Genomic DNA, 21539 nt, shown 5'->3' with positions numbered 1-21539 from the left:
AGATACTATTTAAAATTATCCTTTACTAATCAACAGATAAATATTTTAATACATGAACTCAACGCCTAAAAACCTTCAAGTTATTTTTGAAGATAATCACCTTATCGTCATCAACAAACGGCCTGGCGATATTGTGCAAGGAGACAAGACTGGCGATCTGCCCTTAAGTGAAGTGGTAAAACTGTATTTAAAAGAGAAGTATAATAAACCTGGAGAGGCCTACTTAGGAGTCGTGCATCGGTTGGATAGACCAACGAGTGGTGTTGTGGTGTTTTCAAAAACCTCGAAAGCACTTTCAAGGTTAAATAAAGCTTTCGCCGATAGAGATACACACAAAGTCTATTGGGCTGTAGTCAAAAATAAACCTAAACCAGAGTCAGCTAGGCTGGTCCATTATCTCAAACGCAATACAAAGCAAAATAAATCCTATGCGCATATCAAACCTGTAGAAGATTCCAAAGAAGCTGTTCTCAGCTATCAAAAAATTCAATCTTTAGATAATTACCACGTGTTGGAAATCACTTTGGAAACTGGAAGACACCATCAAATAAGAAGTCAATTATCTGCTATAGGCTGTCCGATAAAAGGAGATTTAAAGTATGGATTTGACAGGAGCAATAAAAATGCTAGTATTCATCTTCACTCCAAAAAATTGACGATTACGCATCCCGTCCGCAAGGAGGATATCAGTTTTGAAGCTAAATTACCAGATGACGTCATATGGAACAGTTGCAAGGTCTAATTCATTATTGAACACTTATATTTGAATAAAATTTATCCGATGAAGAAAAACATTGCAGTTGCGATGGGAGGCTACTCTAAGGAAGCTGAAATTTCGCTGAAAAGTGGTGAAGTCGTTTATAAGCAGCTTACAAAAAATGAAAATTACAGGGTGTACAGAGCTCAAATCTTAAAAAATGGCTGGACCATAAAAACAGATATAGGGGAAGAAATCCCTATCGATAAATCCAATTTTTCCGTAGTTATAAATGGAGAACCGATTCACTTCGACTGTGTCTTTAATACGATTCATGGGACTCCAGGAGAAGATGGTCTCTTTCAAGGATATTTACAAACGCTTGAAATTCCACAAACGGCTTGCGACTACTACCAAGCAGCTCTTACTTTTAATAAACGCGATTGTATTTCTGTGCTTAGAGCTAATGGAATTAAAACTGCAAAAAATATATACATCAATAAGGGAGATGATATAAATCCCTCAGCAATAGTAGAATATATTGGCTTACCTTGTTTTGTGAAGGCTAATAGAGCAGGAAGTAGCTATGGCATATCAAAAGTGAAACATAAGGATGATATCCTAACGGCTTTAGAACACTCTTTTAAAGAAGATGATGAAGTTATTATTGAGTCTTTTCTAGACGGAACCGAAGTTAGTGTTGGCGTTATCAATATCAAAGGGAACATAATAGCGCTTCCTGTGACAGAGATTATCTCTGAAAATGAATTCTTTGACTTTGAAGCTAAATATTTAGGAAAATCTAAGGAGATCACACCCGCCACTATAAGTGACTCTCAAACTAAAGACGTAAAAGATCAAGCGGTGAGGATTTTTAAACTATTAAAACTTAAAGGCCTTACCAGATCCGAGTTTATTTTTCATAATAACGAACCTCACTTTTTGGAATGCAATGCTTGCCCTGGACTAACGGAAGCAAGTATTCTGCCTCAACAAGCTAAAGCAGCGGGAATTTCGCTTCAAGACTTATTTACCAATGCTGTAGAAGTTGCTATTGAAAATTTTGAAATTTAATTAATTTACACTAAAATCAAATTATGAAACGTGCCGTTTTTCCAGGATCTTTCGATCCCATTACTATAGGCCATTACGATATCATCACGAGAGGGCTAACCCTTTTTGATGAAATTATACTAGCTGTTGGCGTTAACGCTGAAAAAAAATATATGTTCACACTTGAAGAACGCAGAACTTTTATTGAAGAAACATTTAAAGATGAACCCAGAATTAAAGTAGACACGTATAAAGGTCTGACTGTCAACTACTGTAAAGAAATAAATGCCGACTTTATCCTTCGGGGGTTAAGAAATCCTGCTGACTTTGAGTTTGAAAAAGCCATTGCTCACACCAATAGGAAACTCGAGAAAATTGAAACTATATTCTTACTCACTTCAAGCGGAAAAAGCTTTATCTCGTCTTCTATCGTTAGAGATATCATTAGAAATAATGGCGATTATTCCGGTTTTGTCCCAGATTCTGTTATCGTCAAATCTTAACTTATGAAACTCATACTACTTACCTGCACGCTTTTAATATCTGTTTTAGGGATATCCCAAACTCATCTAAGTCTTGAATCGTATGGACCTGTTTACGACATTGAAAATCCAGATTTTAAAGTCGATCTCAATCAAGAATTCAAAGCCGTGTTTGATGTGGCCAGCATCTCGGACTCTAAAGAAAATCGAAATCGCAAATTTGAAACTGTAGCACGGTATTTAAGGCTTCATCAAGTAAAAGAATTAGAGAATAATTCAGTTAAAGCGGCTTTAGTGATTCATGGCTCCGCGATTTTTGACTTGCTCACTCATGAAGAATATTCCAAATACCACAAGCAGGAAAACCTTCAAAATCCTAATTATGATTTATTAAGTACTCTCACTGAACATAATATTGAAATTATCCTATGCGGACAAACTTCAAAACACAGATCAATCTCTAAAAAGGGATTACACCCTGATGTCAAAATTGCTTTATCAGCTATGTCTGCACTTATCCAACTTCAAAATGAAGGGTACGCCCTTATTAATTTTTAAAATCAACTCTTATGAAAATATTACTTACTAGTTTACTCCTTTTATGTGCCCTAAATCTATTTTCACAAATGGATAAGCAGCTTTTAAAAGACATTGAATCTATTGAAGATCAAGTCATCGCGTGGAGGCATGATTTTCATAAGAATCCTGAATTGTCTAACAGAGAATTTGAAACTGCTAAGAAAATTGCTGAACATTTAAAAAGTTTAGGATTGAAAGTACAAACGGAAGTGGCTCATACAGGTGTTGTTGCCACTCTTAAGGGCGATCTACTTGGAAAAGTGGTGGCTTTAAGAGCAGATATCGATGCTTTACCAGTCACAGAACGCAATGACTTACCTTATAAAAGCGAAGTGATAACCACATTTTTAGGAACTGAAACCGGGGTGATGCATGCGTGTGGACACGATACGCACACCGCTATTTTAATGGGAGTTGCTGAAGTCCTCTCAAAAAATAAACATCTGATAAACGGGAGTGTAAAATTTATTTTTCAACCTGCAGAAGAAGGTCCACCACCAGGAGAACAAGGAGGAGCTAAACTGATGATAAAAGAAGGAGTTTTAAAGAATCCCGAGGTAGATGCCATTTTTGGTCTTCATATTAATTCATCCACTCCTGTAGGAACCATAAACTATAAACCAGGAGGAAGTATGGCTGCTGTAGAACGTTTTGTCATTCTTGTAAAAGGAAAAGGAACTCACGGATCTACTCCATGGACAGGCGTAGATCCTATTTTAATCTCTGCAAAAATAATTGATGGTTTACAAACCATCATAAGTCGTGAAGCCAAATTAGTTGACAAGCCTGCCGTCATTACCGTTGGTAAAATCACTTCCGGAACCCGATTTAACGTTATACCAGAAACTTCAGAAATGATAGGCACTGTGAGAACATTAAATCCAGATATGAGAGCTATGGTCATAAAACGCATGACTGAAATGGTCCCTGCCATCGCCAAAGCGTATGGTGGAGATGCTGAGATAGAGTTTCAAAACAATACGGCTGTAACCTTCAACGATTTGGAATTGACAGCGCAAATGTTACCTACTCTTCAAGGTATCGCTGGTGATGATAATGTAAAGCTTGTAAAAGCTAGAACAGGTGGAGAGGATTTTTCTTTCTATCAAGAAGAAATTCCTGGATTTTACTTTTTCCTAGGCGGCATGACTCTAGGGAATCAAACCCCTTATCCTCATCACACCCGAGATTTTGAAGTGGATGATGCTGGTATGCTTTTAGGCGTAAAAACCATGTCTCAACTTGCTATCGATTACCTGATAACAAATTAAAACAGGTTCTAGAAAGCATAGTTGAGTGAAAAGCTACCGAAATAATTTCTAGGCTCGCCGGGATAAAAATATCTAGGCTCGTTTCCCCCAAATGCTCCAGCATTGGTGACAATGCTTGACGCATATTTTTCGTTGAATGCATTGTTGATTCCGAAACTCATCCTTGCTGAAATTTTATCAAATACAGGGAATTTGTATTCTAATTTTACATTAGAAAAAGCATAAGACTCAGCGAATTCTGTATTGGCATCATTTACTGGGATTTCTGATACAGCATTGGTTTGAAAATAAAAATAGAGTTGATTATTGATTTGAGCATCCAATCCAAAACTGAATTGTTGTGAAGGAACTCCTGTGAGATCATTTCCAGAAAAAGAGTCGCCCTGATCTTCAAATTCATTGAATTCGTAGAAGTTAAAGCTTCCTGTCACATAAGGTTGAAGCTGAAGCCAAGACCCATAATCTAGATTGGACTTAAAGGAAAACTCAAGCCCTGGATGTGAGGTTGAACCTGCATTGATGCCCACAAATCTATCTTCTGCCACACGTCTGGCTACCAGTAAGTTTTCAACATCCATATAATAAGCATTGACCTCGGTATATAATTTATCACCAAACCAACGGGCTTTGTAGCCTACTTCATAATTCCACCCCGTTTCTGGCTCTAGATCTGTATTAAAAACGCCCTCTTCCGTTAAGCTCTGTTCTACCGTTGGCACAGAAAACCCCCGACTTACAGATGCTGATACTTTTTGATTTTCTGCTAGTGAATAGGTAGTCACTACATTAGGTAACCATACTTGATCGTAGCTATACTCTCCAGTTTGAGAGTTTTGAGAATTAGAGAGCTTATCTTCAATATCGTAACTTGTTTTGTTTGTAGCCAGACCTAATTTTAAGTTTAATTTTCTAAAAAGTAAAACATTTAGGGTTGAAAAGGCCTCAATGTATTGCCTATTTTGATCTAAATCCGATACTATATTTCCCTGTAAATAACCTTGACCATTATTGTCTCGGTATCTATTTTCGAAAGTTGAAACTTTATAATCATCTCTCAAAAATTCACCCCCAAGAGTCAATTGAGCTGAATTACCAAGTAAACTAAACTCAAACTCACTGGTATGTCTAATCCCCATTCCAATATTATTATTTTCCAAAATATCAAAAGGCCTAGGTTCAAACGCCTCTCTAAAATTGGTAAAAACCGATGTGTTCTGTGTGATATTTGAAGTTAATTCTGTCGTTAAGTTAACGCCAAAAATACCACGTGTATAAGACTCAAAACCTTGAGCCTGTCCCCACGTAAAAGCAGCCTGAGTGAGATCTTCCTCAAAACTAGACCTGCTCAAAGAACTAGGTATAAACCCTTTTAATTGAATGACTTGACTCACAAATTGAAGTCTGGAATGCGTACTGAGTTGGGCTTCAGAGTTTAGAAAATAAGACTCTCGCTGGTAGTTGTTATTGTCTCTGAATCCACCAGCACTCAAGTTGTTATAGGTTAAGTTAATTTTCTTATTTCCGTCTGAAAGATTGATAGAATAGTTTTGTTTTAAAAGATCGAAGCTTCCCACTAAAAATTCAGACTCTAGATAATTCTCCTCTTTTAAGACTGATTTTAGCTGAATAACCCCACCTAATCCTGCTCCAAATTCAGTGGCTTGTGGTCCTTTAATCACTTTCACCTCAGCTATAGTCGTAAGGTCTATATCGTGCAAAATAGAGGTTCCATTAGCGGTGCTCAAGGGAATATTATTGTAATAAAGCTTAAGCCTGTTGGTTTCAAACTGGGCTCTTGCTCCTATACCCCGGATATTGATTTTGGTGGTATTGATTCCTCCTTGTTGCATATACACTCCAGGAATTTTATTAAGAATTGGAGTGATTGTCGTTTGGTTGGACTGTAATAACTCGTCTTGATTAAGCAAAGACACATTGGCGTCTTGTTGGTAATCCCTCTCAATGTCAACCGAAGTTTTCAATTTAACTTCCTCTAGGGAGGTAGTGTCTTTTTGGGTTTGTGAAAAAATTATTCCTGAATATAAAAATAGGAGGATGGTAAGATATCTCAAGTGTTTTTTTTTAGCCTCAAAAGTAATTATATAGATGAAAGTATATTCTAAAAAATTACTAATGTTGACATATGGTCTTTTCTTTAGTGTCGTTCTCCTTATTTTCGGCTGTGGTGCTTCCAAACCTTTCAACTCTAAGGTAACCGAATCAAATTAAAGCCTTGCTGATAAAAGGTCTGGTGGCGACTCCACTTCAACTTACCAAGGGGTAATAGACTTTTACGAATCTTTATTAGAAAAAATAATCGGGTAAGTATAGAGTCCATTTCTAAAACCAAGAATGTCGAGTCACTTTATTAGTTAAGTTTCAAGCCAAAAGATATCCAAGAAAATCCTCAGAACATTTTGATTAATAACACAGAATCTATCGGGAGATCGAAATCTGTGTGAAAAAGAGAGGGGATTATTCTCGAGGCTTCGGGATTGCCGAAGTCTGCAGCCACATCGTATTTAGTAACCTTAACTCTCTTTTTTTCTTTCTGGTTAATAAATAAAACTAAGTATTTTTATTAGAAATCAAACTTAAGACGTTTATAATTAATTGTTTGGTTATTGCCTTCTTTTAAATTCCTTCGGAATTTTCTCTGGTTCATTTTCTTTTACTAAATTAGTAACTAGACATATAAATCAAATTAAGCACAATAAAATACACAAATGAATGAAGAAAAATCAGTTAAAACCGTTTCAGAATTTATTGATTTAATGCACGAAAAAATTGCAAATATTTCAACTCCAAATGAAATTAAGAATATTTGGTTTAGAGGAGAGGGAAATAATAATTTTTTGACACCACTCGTTCCAAAAGCATTCAGGCAAAGAGAAGGCCACTTAAATAATAAATTGACAAAAACTACTGTATTTGAAGATGTATTAAATATTGAAGGTAGTTTAAAATCTTCTTTTTTTCGTGAAGCCGAAATGTTTTTAAATAAAAATGGAATTAACAATAATGATTGGAATAAGTACTTTCTTATGCAACATTATGGTATGCAAACAAGGCTATTAGATTGGACTGAAAGTGCATTAATAGCATTATACTTCTCAATTTCTGATAATCACTTTGTAGAAAATGATTCTGTCGTATGGTTATTATCTCCACATAATTATAACAAATTAGTACTAAATCAATTGTCAAATGGAATAGTTCAAACAGGCAGTATTTACTTCCCACAGCGCGCAACCAGAATAGAATTAATAGATGAAAAAGGGAAGTTGAATCTTGATGAGTTGTTTCGAATGTATTTAAACTTAGATTTTGAACATAATCATGAATCTTATGAAAAGGAATTTTACCCTCTTGCCATTTACCCATATCATTTAGATGAACGAATGAGGAATCAAAAATCGTGTTTTACTATTTTTGGAAATGAAGTTAATGGAATACTGGACTTTAAAGACAATCACAAATACTTGGCAAAGATTATAATCGATAAAAATTCAAAACTAAAAATCAGAAAAGAACTTGAATTGTTAGGCGTATCAGAAAGAGATGTATACCCTGATTTATCGGGAATAAGCAGATCCATAGAAAATAAATACAACTTTTAAAAACTGTTGCCAATAACGATTATAGTTAATGAGGGTAGAGTCTGGTATTCAATCCCAATTTTTGTCTATACTTATGATGTCGCCAAATCAGTTAGATTTGGCATTTGAAAACTGAGAAGATAAGCGCAAACAAAATGCTTTGGTTCGGTGCTAGTAGGAATGGACATTGGCTCACTTCTCACGCACTACTTATAGCTTAGGCGCTGGAACTAATTTTAGAAAATCCATCTAATGAAGAAACTTTTATGGTTTACAGAAACCAATATAAATCAAACTATTAAAAGTAAAATTGGATTTAGTTTCAATGATAAAATGGGGATATCACAACGTGTTGTGTTATCCGTACGTTGTATGTAATTTAAACATTCGAAGAAAAGAGAGTTTTATATATATTAAAAACATTATGACAGAGGAATCTCAGCATATCAGTCTTTCCGTAGCAATGCAAGAATTATTTAAAAAATCTAATGAGTTAGTGTATTGGTCTTATGGAGTTCAAGGTTTTCTTTTTACTATTAATATTTTAATAATCTTACTTAAACCTGACAAATCAAATGAATTCATATGGCTATTCTTTGCATTTTCTTTAGTAATTATTATTTTAAGTATGATTGTAATATATCATTCAAAAAAATACTATTCACTTGGGGAAAGTATTCGAAAAATGGATATGGTAGAAAGGATTTTTCCTAATGCTAAAAATAGTAGTGAAAAATCATATTTACTTTCGAAAATTCCTTCAACAATTATTAATAAAGCAGAAAATAGACAAAATGAAAATACTGATTATTATTCAAGTAGGGAAGACAAATACGGAAAGTTAATTGAAAATGTACAAGAAAATAGTTTCTTTACTTCTGAAATTATGAGATTTTATTCTAAGATAATACTTGGAGTTATAGGTCTAATTTTAATTCTCATTTGTACTTCAAGTATTTATGGTTTTTATATTTTATCAGAGAGTAATACAAATAAAGATTTAACAATAAACATAGCTGAGTACTTGGCTTTGTTAATCAATTTCCTATATGTCTTAAATATTATTGACCATTATATATTATTCAATAAAAAATCAAAGGAACTTAAAAGGATTGATGAAGATTTAAATAAAATAAAAAGTAATCCTCAAGAGGATGATATAATTACTTTTTTTACAGAATATAATTGTATCCTAAACGATGCACTTCCTTGTCCTAATTTTGCTTATAAAATAATAAAAAACAAACTTAACATTGTTTGGAACAATAGAATAGATAATGAATAAATATATTTACGAGGAAGCTTTTAGATACTTTTTAAATAAAATTATTAATATAAATATTGATTGGGCATTAACAGGTTCTTATAGACTATATTTAGAAAACATTCACAACTTTAATCCAAGTGATATTGATATAATCACAGATAACAAAGGTATTGAATTAATCAGTTCAATATTTCATAAAAACATTAATACTGAATTTAAATATTCCGAATCTAATGGAATATATTCATATTTTGGTCAACTACAAATTAACAATACTACTTTTGATATTATGAGCGATGTTAAAAACAGAATTGAAGGAGAATGGGTTGAAACACCAAATCTTAGTAATATTGAATACATAAAATTTGATAATTATGAAATCCCAGTTTTATCTTTGTTATCAGAACTTGAACTATGTAATCATTTAGGTCTAAATCAAAAAAAGAATCAAATTGAAGAAATAATAAAAATAAAAAAATACGCACAACAAAGTACTATTAACCTCGCACTTAAAGATCTTTAATTTTAGGCAGCATATTTGATGCTCTCATGTTTAAAATATTTTGCTACCCTTTCGCTATCATTTTGAAGCATTTTCATATGATTCTCTAAATTTTCTTTCATTTTTTCTTGTGTTTTTGGTGCCGGTTTATCCGAGAGTCCATACTTTAAATCGCAATTCAGATATTCATCTGGGTTTCGCTCAGGTGAGTATGATGGCAGGTAAAATAGTTCTATGGTTTCGCCATTTTCTTCCGCCCATTTCTTTACAACTTTACTATGATGGACTCGTAAATTATCAAGGATTAAGAATACTTTGGTTTCTTGCGATTTGATGAGCTGTTCTAAAAATTGAATAAATACATCTGAGTTCATATTTTCTTTATATATCATAAACTGAATTAAACCCTGATTTGTAACTGTAGAAATCATGTTGATTGAAAACCGCTTCGACATATGTTTTTTAACAGGAGTTTTTCCTTTTGGAGCATAGGAACGTCCATGATGATTATTGTTTTTTACACCCGTTTCATCCCCCCAATGGATAGTTGCCTTCTCTTGTTTTGCCTTCCCTTTTATTGCTGGGTATTCTTCGTCTAACCATTTTTGAACTTTTTTGGAACATTGTTCATAAGCTCTCTTTTTTGGCTTTTGAGGCGTGAATCCCCAAGCGTTGAGATAATTACCGACAGCTCTTCTTCCGATTGTAATACTAAACTCTCTTGCTATCAAATCCCTTACTGCCCTTGTAGTCCACAAAGCATAATCTAACTTTAGTTGATCGGGCATTACATCAATAATCATTTTTTGGATTGCAGCTTCTTGATCTTTATTGAGTAGTTTTCGATCTTCTGATTTGACTCCTCGTTTTTGATATGACAAAGATTTATGACCTTCTTTATTGTAAAGCTTCCACCAATCTCTAACAGTATTTACATGAACACCGTAAAACAGAGCTATGTCTTTTTTTTTATCTCCACGTTTTATCATTTTTACAGCATCCCTTCGAATTATACCTCTTTCCTGATCAGAAACACTCCTTAAGTCTATTTTTTCCATCTATAAATATACGAAATATTTAACTATAAATAAAGAACTATTGATTCGAAGTTAATATGGTAAAAACAAGTAAAAACTCATTAATTTTTCAATAGAGTACTTCGATAGCTAGCATCGTAGATCAAACCTAATTTTGCGATTGCAAAATTAGGTTTGAGTAGCTTATTGGCTACTGCAATTGAGACAAGCTTCTTACTTTTGCCTTTGTTAACAGTAACCTCTTAGAGTCCTCTACAGACCTTAAAACTGCACACGAATAATATATTATGTCGTTTTTGGTTGCCTATTAGCAGCTATAACTCAACATTTCTATAAGTGTTACTAGGTTTTTTTTTAGTATTTATAATAGAGTGTACTTTACTATTGTGATTTAAGATTTCGATTAATTATATACAAGATTTCGCCGTTTAGAAAAATATCCCTTTAAAGCCATTATTTTCAGGGCTTTCATTGAAAGTAATTTTGTCAATTTATTTTAAAATGGCAGAATTATTGATGAATTTTAAAAAATAATAGTATTCAGTTATTTAAAATAAACGGTTAAATAAATTTTAAATTAAAATGTTTATATTTACCAATGGCTAAAAATTCAGAAAAATCTGTTACAAGAAAAGTAATTGCTCAATCTAATAGAGTAACATCCAAAACAATTTATGTTCCAGTAAAGTTGAGGGCTCATGTCGCAACTAAAAGCACCAAATCCGGCACAAGATTAAGCCCAAAACAATAAGTAACACTTTTAATGTTAGAGTTATATTCAAAAAGCGATTGTCTAAGGTTCGCAGAAGAAAACGAATCTAATTTAGGAAAAGAAGATTATAGATCTGATTTTTGGAGAGACTATGCTCGACTTCTTCATAGTCCAAGTTTTAGAAGATTAACAGGTAAAACACAATTATTTCCTAACAATGAAACTGATTTTTTTAGAAATAGATTAACACATTCTTTAGAAGTCGGACAAATTGCAAAATCAATCACGAAAAGATTAAATCATCAATATAATTTAAATATTGATGAAGATTTGGTTTCATTCTCAGCTTTAACACACGATTTAGGACATCCACCATTTGGACATCAAGGAGAAGAAGCTTTAGATGAATGTATGATGAAATATGGAGGATTTGAAGGAAATGCTCAGACATTAAGAATTATAACTAAAATTGAAAAAAAATTATACAACGAAGAATTTCCAAGTGGGTTTGATGACAGTGGAAATGATTTAAGGTTTGGATTAAACTTAACTTATAGGTCTATCGCATCGATTTTGAAATATGATACAGTTATTCCTTTTACCAAAAAAGAAAGGAAAATGTTCCATGATTCAAGAAGTGAAAAAACTAAACCTGTGAAAGGTTTTTATAAATCCGAAGAGAATATAATTAAGGAAATAAAAGAAAAAATAGCAGGAGACAGAGATTTTATAGGATTTAAGACAATTGAATGTTCTATTATGGATATAGCAGATGATATTGCATATTCTAATTATGATTTAGAAGATTCATTTAAAGCGGGATTTTTATCTCCAATAGATTTGCTTTATCCAGATGAAGAACTTCTAGTTAGAGTAGTAAATTCAGTTAACAAAAGAACTAATTTAACTTTAAAACCGGACGATATCAGTTTGATTTTAATAGATATTTACGGACATATTTTAGAATCAACAGAAGAGATTGAAACAATCAAAATTACAGAAGAAAATAAAGATGATTTAATATATTATTATGCAGGAAATGCATACAAGTCATCAATGAATATTGCCTCAAATGGTGCCTTGAGAACGCAAATGTCCTCAAGGTTAGTTGGGAAATTCATAAGACAGGTTGATTTAAAATTAAATAAAGAAGCTCCATATTTATCAAAAGCTTTTCTAAATGAAGATACACTTATAGAGGTCGAAGTATTAAAAACCTTGACTTATGAATCACAAATTTTATCTCCTAAATTAAAAATTGCGGAATTACGTGGGAAAGAAATAGTTAAACGCATTTTCAAAACCATAAATAAAAAAAACGGAAATCAATTGCTTCCTAAAGACTATCAACAAATTTATTTAAGATCAAATAAAGTTGATAAGAAAAGAGTCATTTGTGACTTTATTTCAGGAATGACTAACAATTATGCGATTCAATTCTATGGTAGATTAACTTCAGAAAACCCTGAGACAATTTTCAAACCTCTATAAAAACTACTTACAATAACTAAGTATATGGCGTGCCGATAGGTCAACACTTCAACAGGATCAGTGGAGTCCACTATATGATTTATTGACTGATCCGATATTTTTCAATAAGGGGGAATTCGACGAGTTGGCAAGAACCTTACAAGAGGAGAAGGTTGTTTTTAGAGTGCTTTGCATCCCTTTTTATTCAGTTGGTTATCTTTAGGAGTTGCCTTTTAGGGTGATTTCTTTTTATTGTTAATTCTTCTACCTATCTAGGAAAAAAAAGAAACCTTCAACTTCATAACCAACGTTGAAACCAACAGGTTTTCCAAACCCGTTGGTCTTCCAATCCAAGGTGATTGTAAAGCCGTTGAAAGCCATTAATCAGCTATTGATTTGCCTGTTAGTAGATATAAAACAGTATTTTAATAGGTGTTTGGAGGTTATTCTTTAAGCATTTAGAATAGAGAGTACTCAAGTATTTTGATTTGAAAGGTCGATTAATTACCTCCGAGATTCCACCTTTTATTAAAACCTGTTTTTAATGTTAAGACTTTTAGACGATAAAATAATCGCTAAGTTTAAACCACCAATAAAATGGGGTAAAACAACTTGTTGTGTTACCCGTAGGTTGTAGACAATTAAAACCGAAAATTAAGTCAAAATAGCTACAAAATTAAATTTAAAGTTACTAATTTAAATTTTTGAGAAAAATATGGGAATTAGACCGAGAATTAATAAAAATGTAAACGCTAGAAGTGAAATTAAGGCAGATTTTGAACCAAATTGCGCTTCTGAAAATGCCAAGTTTCTGCATAAATATACTGAATTCGAAGTCGAATTGTGGATTGATAAGCATTATGAAAAACGACTTTTACAAGGAGATGATAACGGAAAAAGAGAAGGAATTAGTGAGGAAAATGTTCAAAAACTGATAATAAACGCATTCAAGTATTTATTAGATATCTACCTTCGTTTTCCACAATTTAAATTCATTAACTTTTTTGAATCAGGGAAAAAACCAACAAAAGAGAGGATTGTTTTAAAAAATGTCCACGATAATGGAACGCTAAATGTTGTAATTGAAATTCATTTTCTTGACACAAGTAAATATGAAGTAACTGTTATTACTGCTATGGAAGTTGACGATTTTAAAATTGCTGATGGTCAATATGTAATTAGTATTGTTCAAAATAGAGTATTACTCAAAAGAAATGTGAACAAAAATCTACAGGAAATTTATAAGCTAAAACTATAGTAATAGCATACGACTATAGGTAAATAATATAACTACTAACCTTTAATTACAAATATGAGCATTATATTTGTAACAGAAAAATTAAGAGGAACAGGGTAAGTTAGACCTAAACAGTCGGAAGATAGGGTTTACAAAATCTGAAAAGTTCCTTGTTAAATATAAGTCCCCGAATTATTTTGGGGACTTTTTTTTACGCCTTAAAAATACAAATTAAAAGTAAAACGCACCACAACAAAGTACTGAGGCAAAAAAAACTCTTTTCTACTTTAATTTTAAGATACTATTATTCTAAACTCAAAGATTCACATTTGTGATTTTTTGAGTCTTTTATTTAGTTTCCCTTCTACCTATCTAGGTAAAACGAAAACTTTCAACTTTATAACCAAAAGGTTTTTGCAAACCCACTGGTCTTCCAATCCGAGGTGATTCGTAAGCCATTAGAGATCATTAATCAACTAGTGATTTTCCTATTAGTATCTATAAAACAGTATTTTAATAGATGTTTGGAAGTTATTCTTTAAGGATTTATAATAGAGAGAGGGTACTCTGTTGTTGTGATTTAAGAGGTAAATTAATTACCTCCAAGATTTCACCGTTTATTAAAGCCTATTTTTTATGTTAAGACTTTTAGGACGATGAAAAAAATTACTAAGTTTATACTAACACTAAAATGGGGGTAACACAACAAGTTTTGTTATCCCCAAGTTGTAGCCAATCAGAAGAAAATGCACGGAATATATCAAATACTGAATATAGAAAACGGTGACTGTTATATTGGAAGTGCTGTCAATCTGCAGAAAAGGACAAATCAGCACCTTTCAATGTTAAGAAGATATATTTCTAAGCATATCCACTTACAACGAACATGGAACAAATACGGTGAAGAAAACTTTGAAATTAATATCCTAGAAAAGGTAGCAGATAGGAATGACTTAATTCAACGTGAACAATTTTTTATAGACAAGTTTAAGCCAGCATACAATGTTCGAATTGTTGCGGAATCAAATCTAGGTATTCAGGAGAGTGCAGAAACAAAAGCACTCAAAAGCAATGTAGCTAAGGCAAGGGGGCAGAATGAACGGCAGTTAGCAGCCCTGCGAAAAGCTCAAAGAAATCGAATTGGAAAACCTGTAAAAGGAAAGGTAAAACAGTCTTTAAAATTGGGTCCATTATCAATGGTTGGAAAACCAAAAAGCAAAGAGACCAAGGAGAAAATAAGACAGACCAAACTCGGAGAAAAGAACTATATGTTCGGAATTTCACAAGAAGACCATCCTTCTTCGAAAAAGGTCAAGAACAAATTGACAGGTGCAGTTTATGCTTCAGCTAAACTATGTTCCGAAAAATTGGGAAAAAGCTATGTTCACGTTAATATGATATTGCGTGGACAAAGAAAGAACACTTTAAACATTGAGTATTTAAAAGAATAAAAACTGGCTACAACAACACCTATTCGCAATGCCCTTCGGGACACTGCGCATAGCCAGAACGTTGGACGTAATTTGCGCTGTGCCTGAGATATTAACTTTGAATTACAAACGGGTTATCAATAAATACAGATGATGAAGTAGTGTAAAATAGGAATGAGCGAGTTAAAAACAACCTATAAAAAACTAATGAATTTATTAAAATACTTGAATAATAAAAGTGATAGATTTGAAAAAAAAAAATTAAAAACTCAAAAAAAATGAAAACAATTACAAATCTACTGTTTATTGCTTTAGCAATATTTGCATTAAACTCTTGTGCATTAAGACCGATTGCTACTCAGTATGATTATCAAAAGAATAATGTAGCTAATCTTGAACTTGAACTTGAAAAATTAGGAAACGGATGGATACTTATTTACAATGGTGCGGATGGATTACACAAAATTGACAATACGCCGAGATTAAATATGTGGATTGACGAAAAACCTATGGGACAGCTTAGAGCAAGTAAATACGCCATCATTGAATTAGAAAAAAAGGATTATGAATTTAAACTTCTTCATGTTGATATGTTTAAATTTAAAAGCACTCACAGTGTCATGATTGACAAGACAACAAAAGTGATTAGAATTGAACCAACAATAACATCCAATAAATTGACTATTACCAATCAACTTCCATCAAGGATCAAAAAGTTTAAATATGTAAAAAGTAGATAAATAAAAACTACACAAAACAAAGAACTGAGGTAAAAAACAACTCTTTTCTCCAGTAATTTTAAAACACTAGTAGTCTAGACATAGAGATTTGCATTTGTGATACTCTAAGTCTTTTTGTTGTGTTTTCCTTCTACCTATTATGGTAAAAGTGAACTTCTAACTTGATAACTAAAGGTGAGATCAATGAGTTTTGCAAACCTAATAGTCTTCCAATCTTTGTGAAAAAACAGCCCTAGCATGCCCTAAAAATTGTGGCCGAAGAATTATTATCTTTAATATTTCTATTTTTAGGGCTAACATTTTACCACAATTACCCAAATAACTTCCATTAGCTAAATACTTTCCTTTTAAATAAACCACATTAAAAAATCATTCTGTATTCCCAATGGTTGGGAATGCAGAATGATTTTTGTATATTTGTTTCAAAATTAAATGGGTTAATTGAGGTTCTATGACAGAATTAACATAAACAGTTGATAATATAGCAGTTGTACAAAAATTCATCGATGAAACCAAGAAAAGAATTTCGGAGGGTGTTGATATAACTTTTACCGGAAAAGCAGGTTCTGAATCGGGAGATTTAGTGCTTGAATTCGATATTGATGCTACTGATATGGAGTCTGCAGTTATGGATTTAACAACAGATAATTATTACGGAGGAATTGACCCGTCAGGAAGAGCTGATTTTAATGTGTGTGCATTTTGTACATCTGTAGGAGAGGATACTGTGGAGATTTATTTAAAGTATGGACTGGAAGCCAAAGGGTTACAGATATTACTTTTTTCGAATCACGTACCTAACTATCCAATGACTCAACCCTTTAAAAACTAATATTATGGAAGCTAAAAAAGTATTAACAAGAGAAAATAAGCTTACTAGTGAACTATATAATTCTATTGAGAAAACATTTAAAGGAATAAAACTAGAATATACTGAAGTGTATTATTTAGATTGTGAAGTAAATGAGGATACTGGTAAAATCAATAAAACCAAAAAAGTCAAATATTATACTAAAAATCAAATGAACCGCAATATGAAAGCTCTCAAAAATGCTTATCTTATTGCAAAAGGAGCAGCTGCACCAAGTGAAATAATTAGTTTTAGGCTAGATATAGAATCCCTGCATCTACATTTAGTATTGTATTAGGTTTTAGTAAAAACACTATTTCAAATATTGAAAATGAGGGGATTACTTCTTTATCTAGTGGTAGATTAATAAAGATGTGTTTAAATAATAAAGATATTATATATCAATACATTCAATTATGTGACTCTATTGATGATAATAAAAAAGAGGAACTTTCCAAAAGACTAATGGAAGAAAGTATATAAAATACCAGTCACAATGACCAAGCATATGGAGTGTCGATAAGGCAACACTTCGACAGCCCTGCCTGCCAAGGCACGACAGGCAGGCTCAGTGGAGTCCGCTACATGATTTGTTGACTGATCAGGGATTTTTAAATAAAGAGGGATTCGAAGAGTTGGCAAAAACCTTACAAAAGGAGAAGGTTGTTTTTAGAGTGCTTTGCATCCCTTTTTATTTAGTTGGTCATCTGAAGGAGATTTTTTTTTGAACTTTGGGGCTATATAATGATGCAATTACTTACCCATTTATTTATGCCTCGTACAAAGTTTCTGTTTGGTCTGCCCTTAATTAAACGGGGGCAGTACGGTACCGATACCTCTTGGGATTGTAGTTTCGCTTTTTTCAGTTTTGTCATCACAGACGACAACCTTGCAACTCACTAGTGCTTTAAAGAGCATGTCCTTGGAAAAACGAAGGGTCACCCCTTGCTCATAAGGGACTTGCAAACTTTAAATTAATTAACTATATTAACGTAAATAAAAAGGAGCTCATGCTGGGCACACACATGGTATAAAATTAATTATTAGCAAATCGCTTACTTACGAAAGCCCTCACAGACTTAACTGATTCATGTTTTACTTACTAACTTAACTTTTAAACACTTAACTGGCCATAAATATCACGTTATATGCAATTTGTCAAATTGGCACATTATTTGTATTTTAGCATGTATTGTATAATTCAAAAAGCAATGGGAAAAGTAAGATTAGAAAATATTAATAAAAAGTATTTATCAAATAAAGATAAATCTAAAAAGGCAACTGCCGTTGAATTTAGAATTGTTGAGGACAAACTAGACTTATCTCTATTAAGTTGGATTGCCGCTAAAGGGACAAAAAAAGGATTTGAAAGAGCAAAAAGAATTGCTAACGAAGTCATCATTGTTCAAAACGGAAAACTAATTCGAAAAAGATCTGGTAAACCTTACCAAGTAATTTCTAAAATAGAAGAAAGACGAGTTGTTGTTGGAAAAACCACTTCTCTTTAAATATTTAGATTAGAAATAAATGCCAAATAAAAGATTAAGAATGTTCGCTGGACCAAATGGTTCAGGAAAAACCACTGTTTTTAATGAAATTAAAATCGAATACGATTTGGATTTGGGGATTTATTTAAACGCAGATGAAATAGAGAAAAAACTCAAAAAGAAAAATTCAATTAGTATTTCTGACTTCAATCTTTCTGCAGAAGTTGGATCTAAATTTAATGACTTCATTTCTTCTCATACTTTATTTAGAAAAGCAGAAAATGATGGATATAAAATTGACTTAACTTTTGAAGATGGTCTAATTCTAAATCATAATTCACGAACTCATTCTTATGAGGCGTCAATTTTAACTGATTTTTTACGACAAGAACTAATTAAATCAGGACAAAAACTTTCATTTGAAACAGTAATGTCTCACCCTTCTAAAATAGAGACTTTAAAATTCTCAAAACAGAAAAATTACAAGAACTATCTTTATTTTATATCTACCGAAAGTGTTGAAATTAATAAATCTCGTGTAATTGAAAGAGTTCTGAATGGTGGCCACCCAGTTCCACCTATTAAAATAGAAGAAAGATACTATAGAAGTTTAGAAATGTTGCAAGATGCTATAAAATCAACGTATAGAACTTTTATTTTTGATAATAGTGAAAGTAAATCTAGATTAATTCTTGACATTCACAAAGCTAAAACTGTTACTTATCAAAGTGATAGAATACCTAATTGGGTAGATAAATACTGCTTAGGAATTAAATAAATATTGAACACAACGAACAACTGAAGTAAAAATAACTCTTTTCTACTTTAATTTGAAACACTAGTAGTCTAGGCTCATGGATTCTCATTTGTGATCCTTTTGTTGTTTTTTCTCTAATTATTTAGACAACAAATAAACTTCCAACTTTATAATCAACAGGTTTTTGCAAACCTAATAGTCTTCTAATCCAAAGTGATTGTAAAGCCGTTGGAGGCCATTAATCAACTAATGATTTGCCTATTAGTATCTATAAAACAGAATTTTAATAGGGGTTTGGAGGTTATTTTTTAAGCATTTATAATTAATGAGTACTTTACAGTTGTGATTTAAGAGTTAGAATAATCACCTCCGAGATTTTACGATTTATTAAAGCCTATTTTTAATGTTAAGGCTTTTAGACCATAAAAAAATCACTAAATTTATACTAACACTAAAATAGGGGTATCACAACTTGTTATTTTATACATATGGTTGGACATAATTAAAAAAAAACTGAAATCGAATGAAAAATAAAATAATAATGATATGCTTTATCATCGGACTTATCTCATCAGAAAAAGTATTTTCTCAGGATGAAAAGTTAATTCAGGTTGAATACAAAATAATAGCTGAAGGAACTGACTCACCTATTCCTGAACTACAAATCATCTGTTTTAATAAATATTTTAACAAAGACTATTTACCACCTAATTTCTTAGAAAAATATAATTTGAATGAAAAAAAACTTTACAAAAAGAAAATGCTGATTGAGATTTTTAAAACAGACAAAAGCAAAAAAGGATTGGACAAAATTGAATTAGTTGGAATTAAAGAGGATGATGAAAAACTTCTGATTGAGTATAATTTCGTGAATTCAAATATTGAGAATGATGACAAAGAACTATCGTATTTTTTAATTATTCAAGTTCCTAAATCAAAAAAGAAAATAACATTTATTGCCAATGGAATTGAGTTAGGAAAAGCTACTGAGGTTTATGTGGATTAAAATAACTATGCTCAACAAAGAATGGAGGTAAAAAACAAGTCTCTTTTCCATTAACTTTGAGACCCTAGTAGTCTAGGTAAATCAGAAACTTTAAAGTTCATAACCAACGGTGAGATCAATGGGTTTTGCAAACCTAATAGTCTTCCAATCTTTGTAAAAAAACAGCCCTAGCATGCCCTAAAAATTGTGGCCGAAGAATTATTGTATTAAAGAACCAATATTTTAAGGCTGACATTGTACCACATTACCCAAATGACTCCCATTCGCTAAATACTTTCCTTTTAAATAAACCACATTTAAAAATCATTAAGTATTCCCAATAATTGGGAATACAGAATGATTTTTGTATATTTGTTTCAAAATTAAATGGGTTAATTGAGGTTCTATGACAGAATCAACATACACTGTTGATAATATGGCAGTAATACAAGAATTTATCGATGAAACCAAGAAAAGAATTTCGCATGGTGTTGATATAACCTTTACTGGAAAAGCAAGTTCTGAATCGGGAGATTTAGTGCTTGAATTCGATATTGATGCTACTGATATTGAGTCTGCAGTTATGGATTTAACAACAGATAATTATTACAGAGGAATTGACCCGTAAGGAAGAGCTGATTTTAACGTGTGTGCATTTCGTACATCTGTAGGAGAGGATACTGTGGAGATTTATTTAAATTACGGACTGGAAGCCAAAGGGTTACAGATATTACTTTTTTCGAATCACGTACCTAACTATCCAATGACTCAACCCTTTAAAAACTAATATTATGGAAGCTAAAAAAGTATTAACAAGAGGAAATAAGCCTACTAGTGAACTATATAATTCTATTGAGAAAACATTTAAAGGAATAAAACTAGAATATACTGAAGTGTATTATTTAGATTGTGAAGTAAATGAGGATACTGGTAAAATCAATAAAACCAAAAAGGTCAAATATTATACTAAAAATCAAATAGACCGCAATATGAAAGCACTCAAAAATGCTTATCTTATTGCAAAAGGAGCGGCTGCACCAAGTGAAATAATTAGTTTTAGGACTAGATATAGAATTCCTGCATCTACATTTAGTATTGTATTAGGTTTTAGTAAAAACACTATTTCGAATATTGAAAATGAGGGAATTACTTCTTTATCTAGTGGTAGATTAATAAAGATGTGTTTAAATAATAAAAATATTATATATCAATACATTCAATTATGTGACTCTATTGATGATAATAAAAAAGAGGAACTTTCCAAAAGACTAATGGAAGAAAGTATATAAAATACCAGCCACAATGACCAAGCATATGGGGTGCCGATAAGCCAACACTTCGACAGGCCTGCCTGCCAAGGCACGACAGGCAGGCTCAATGGAGT

Annotated in this window: 22 protein-coding genes and 1 pseudogene; 20 read left to right on the top strand and 3 right to left on the bottom strand. The window is 32.2% G+C overall.

Features of this window, described 5'->3' with window-relative positions; translation table 11 throughout:
- Positions 1-52 precede the first annotated feature (52 nt).
- Genes P700755_RS15150 through P700755_RS15130 form a run of 5 tightly spaced genes read left to right on the top strand, consistent with a single transcriptional unit; the run spans position 53 to position 4082 of the window.
- A complete protein-coding gene (locus P700755_RS15150; RefSeq protein WP_015025515.1) occupies positions 53-742 on the top strand; it encodes an RluA family pseudouridine synthase in 690 nt (229 codons plus the stop codon).
- Between the two features lie 39 nt (positions 743-781).
- Complete coding sequence (locus P700755_RS15145; protein ID WP_015025514.1) at positions 782-1771, top strand: D-alanine--D-alanine ligase; 990 nt, start codon at positions 782-784, stop codon at positions 1769-1771.
- Between the two features lie 23 nt (positions 1772-1794).
- On the top strand, positions 1795-2253 hold the full coding sequence (gene coaD / locus P700755_RS15140; RefSeq protein WP_015025513.1) for a pantetheine-phosphate adenylyltransferase: 459 nt from the start codon (positions 1795-1797) through the stop codon (positions 2251-2253).
- Between the two features lie 3 nt (positions 2254-2256).
- A complete protein-coding gene (locus tag P700755_RS15135; RefSeq protein ID WP_015025512.1) occupies positions 2257-2790 on the top strand; it encodes a DsrE family protein in 534 nt (177 codons plus the stop codon).
- 11 nt (positions 2791-2801) lie between these two features.
- Positions 2802-4082, top strand: a complete 1281-nt coding sequence (locus P700755_RS15130; RefSeq protein WP_015025511.1) for an amidohydrolase — start codon at positions 2802-2804, stop codon at positions 4080-4082.
- 8 nt (positions 4083-4090) lie between these two features.
- On the opposite strand, the gene P700755_RS15125 is transcribed toward P700755_RS15130, so the two are convergent.
- Positions 4091-6154: a TonB-dependent receptor gene (locus P700755_RS15125; RefSeq protein WP_041758896.1), complete on the bottom strand. Its 2064-nt coding sequence runs from the start codon at positions 6152-6154 to the stop codon at positions 4091-4093.
- Between the two features lie 654 nt (positions 6155-6808).
- Between P700755_RS15125 and P700755_RS15120 the strand changes: the two genes are divergently transcribed.
- The 4 genes from P700755_RS15120 (at position 6809) to P700755_RS15110 (ending at position 9471) form a co-directional block, all read left to right on the top strand.
- Positions 6809-7702, top strand: a complete 894-nt coding sequence (locus P700755_RS15120) for an FRG domain-containing protein (protein ID WP_015025509.1) — start codon at positions 6809-6811, stop codon at positions 7700-7702.
- Between the two features lie 231 nt (positions 7703-7933).
- Complete coding sequence (locus tag P700755_RS21045) at positions 7934-8059, top strand: hypothetical protein (protein WP_281013866.1); 126 nt, start codon at positions 7934-7936, stop codon at positions 8057-8059.
- 46 nt (positions 8060-8105) lie between these two features.
- Positions 8106-8966 (top strand): hypothetical protein, encoded by an 861-nt coding sequence (locus P700755_RS15115; RefSeq protein WP_041758427.1) that lies wholly within the window; start codon positions 8106-8108, stop codon positions 8964-8966.
- Positions 8959-9471 (top strand): nucleotidyltransferase domain-containing protein, encoded by a 513-nt coding sequence (locus P700755_RS15110; RefSeq protein ID WP_015025507.1) that lies wholly within the window; start codon positions 8959-8961, stop codon positions 9469-9471. The genes P700755_RS15115 and P700755_RS15110 overlap by 8 nt, the downstream gene beginning before the upstream one ends.
- Before the next feature lie 2 nt (positions 9472-9473).
- On the opposite strand, the gene P700755_RS15105 is transcribed toward P700755_RS15110, so the two are convergent.
- Positions 9474-10508, bottom strand: a complete 1035-nt coding sequence (locus P700755_RS15105) for an IS630 family transposase (protein ID WP_015022720.1) — start codon at positions 10506-10508, stop codon at positions 9474-9476.
- Between the two features lie 80 nt (positions 10509-10588).
- Positions 10589-10795: pseudogene (locus P700755_RS21380) on the bottom strand (IS110 family transposase); the annotation flags it as partial.
- Positions 10796-11250: 455 nt separating this feature from the next.
- Between P700755_RS21380 and dgt the strand changes: the two are divergent.
- From dgt to P700755_RS15050, 11 genes are all read left to right on the top strand, one after another.
- Positions 11251-12690, top strand: coding sequence for a dGTP triphosphohydrolase (dgt, locus tag P700755_RS15100; protein WP_015025505.1), 1440 nt, complete (start codon positions 11251-11253; stop codon positions 12688-12690).
- A gap of 694 nt (positions 12691-13384) precedes the next feature.
- Entirely contained in the window at positions 13385-13927 is a 543-nt protein-coding gene (locus P700755_RS15095; RefSeq protein ID WP_015025504.1) for a hypothetical protein, read from the top strand.
- A gap of 725 nt (positions 13928-14652) precedes the next feature.
- Positions 14653-15357, top strand: coding sequence for a GIY-YIG nuclease family protein (locus tag P700755_RS15090; protein ID WP_015025503.1), 705 nt, complete (start codon positions 14653-14655; stop codon positions 15355-15357).
- A gap of 257 nt (positions 15358-15614) precedes the next feature.
- The gene (locus tag P700755_RS15085) at positions 15615-16076 is read left to right on the top strand and encodes a hypothetical protein (RefSeq protein ID WP_015025501.1); all 462 of its coding nucleotides are present in this window, start codon (positions 15615-15617) and stop codon (positions 16074-16076) included.
- A 583-nt stretch (positions 16077-16659) separates the two neighbouring features.
- Positions 16660-16908: a hypothetical protein gene (locus P700755_RS15080; protein WP_015025499.1), complete on the top strand. Its 249-nt coding sequence runs from the start codon at positions 16660-16662 to the stop codon at positions 16906-16908.
- A 4-nt stretch (positions 16909-16912) separates the two neighbouring features.
- Positions 16913-17224, top strand: coding sequence for a hypothetical protein (locus P700755_RS20875; protein WP_245535955.1), 312 nt, complete (start codon positions 16913-16915; stop codon positions 17222-17224).
- 850 nt (positions 17225-18074) lie between these two features.
- The gene (locus tag P700755_RS15070) at positions 18075-18434 is read left to right on the top strand and encodes a hypothetical protein (protein ID WP_015025498.1); all 360 of its coding nucleotides are present in this window, start codon (positions 18075-18077) and stop codon (positions 18432-18434) included.
- A 19-nt stretch (positions 18435-18453) separates the two neighbouring features.
- A complete protein-coding gene (locus P700755_RS15065; protein WP_015025497.1) occupies positions 18454-19191 on the top strand; it encodes an ATPase in 738 nt (245 codons plus the stop codon).
- Between the two features lie 502 nt (positions 19192-19693).
- Positions 19694-20176 (top strand): hypothetical protein, encoded by a 483-nt coding sequence (locus tag P700755_RS15060; protein ID WP_015025496.1) that lies wholly within the window; start codon positions 19694-19696, stop codon positions 20174-20176.
- A gap of 385 nt (positions 20177-20561) precedes the next feature.
- Entirely contained in the window at positions 20562-20783 is a 222-nt protein-coding gene (locus P700755_RS15055; protein WP_015025495.1) for a hypothetical protein, read from the top strand.
- Between the two features lie 163 nt (positions 20784-20946).
- Positions 20947-21444: a hypothetical protein gene (locus tag P700755_RS15050; RefSeq protein ID WP_015025494.1), complete on the top strand. Its 498-nt coding sequence runs from the start codon at positions 20947-20949 to the stop codon at positions 21442-21444.
- The last annotated feature ends 95 nt before the right edge of the window (positions 21445-21539 follow it).

The sequence above is a fragment of the Psychroflexus torquis ATCC 700755 genome (assembly GCF_000153485.2).
Lineage (GTDB): Bacteria > Bacteroidota > Bacteroidia > Flavobacteriales > Flavobacteriaceae > Psychroflexus > Psychroflexus torquis.
Note: the sequence above shows the minus strand (reverse complement) of the source record. Positions and strands in the feature narration are given on the sequence as shown.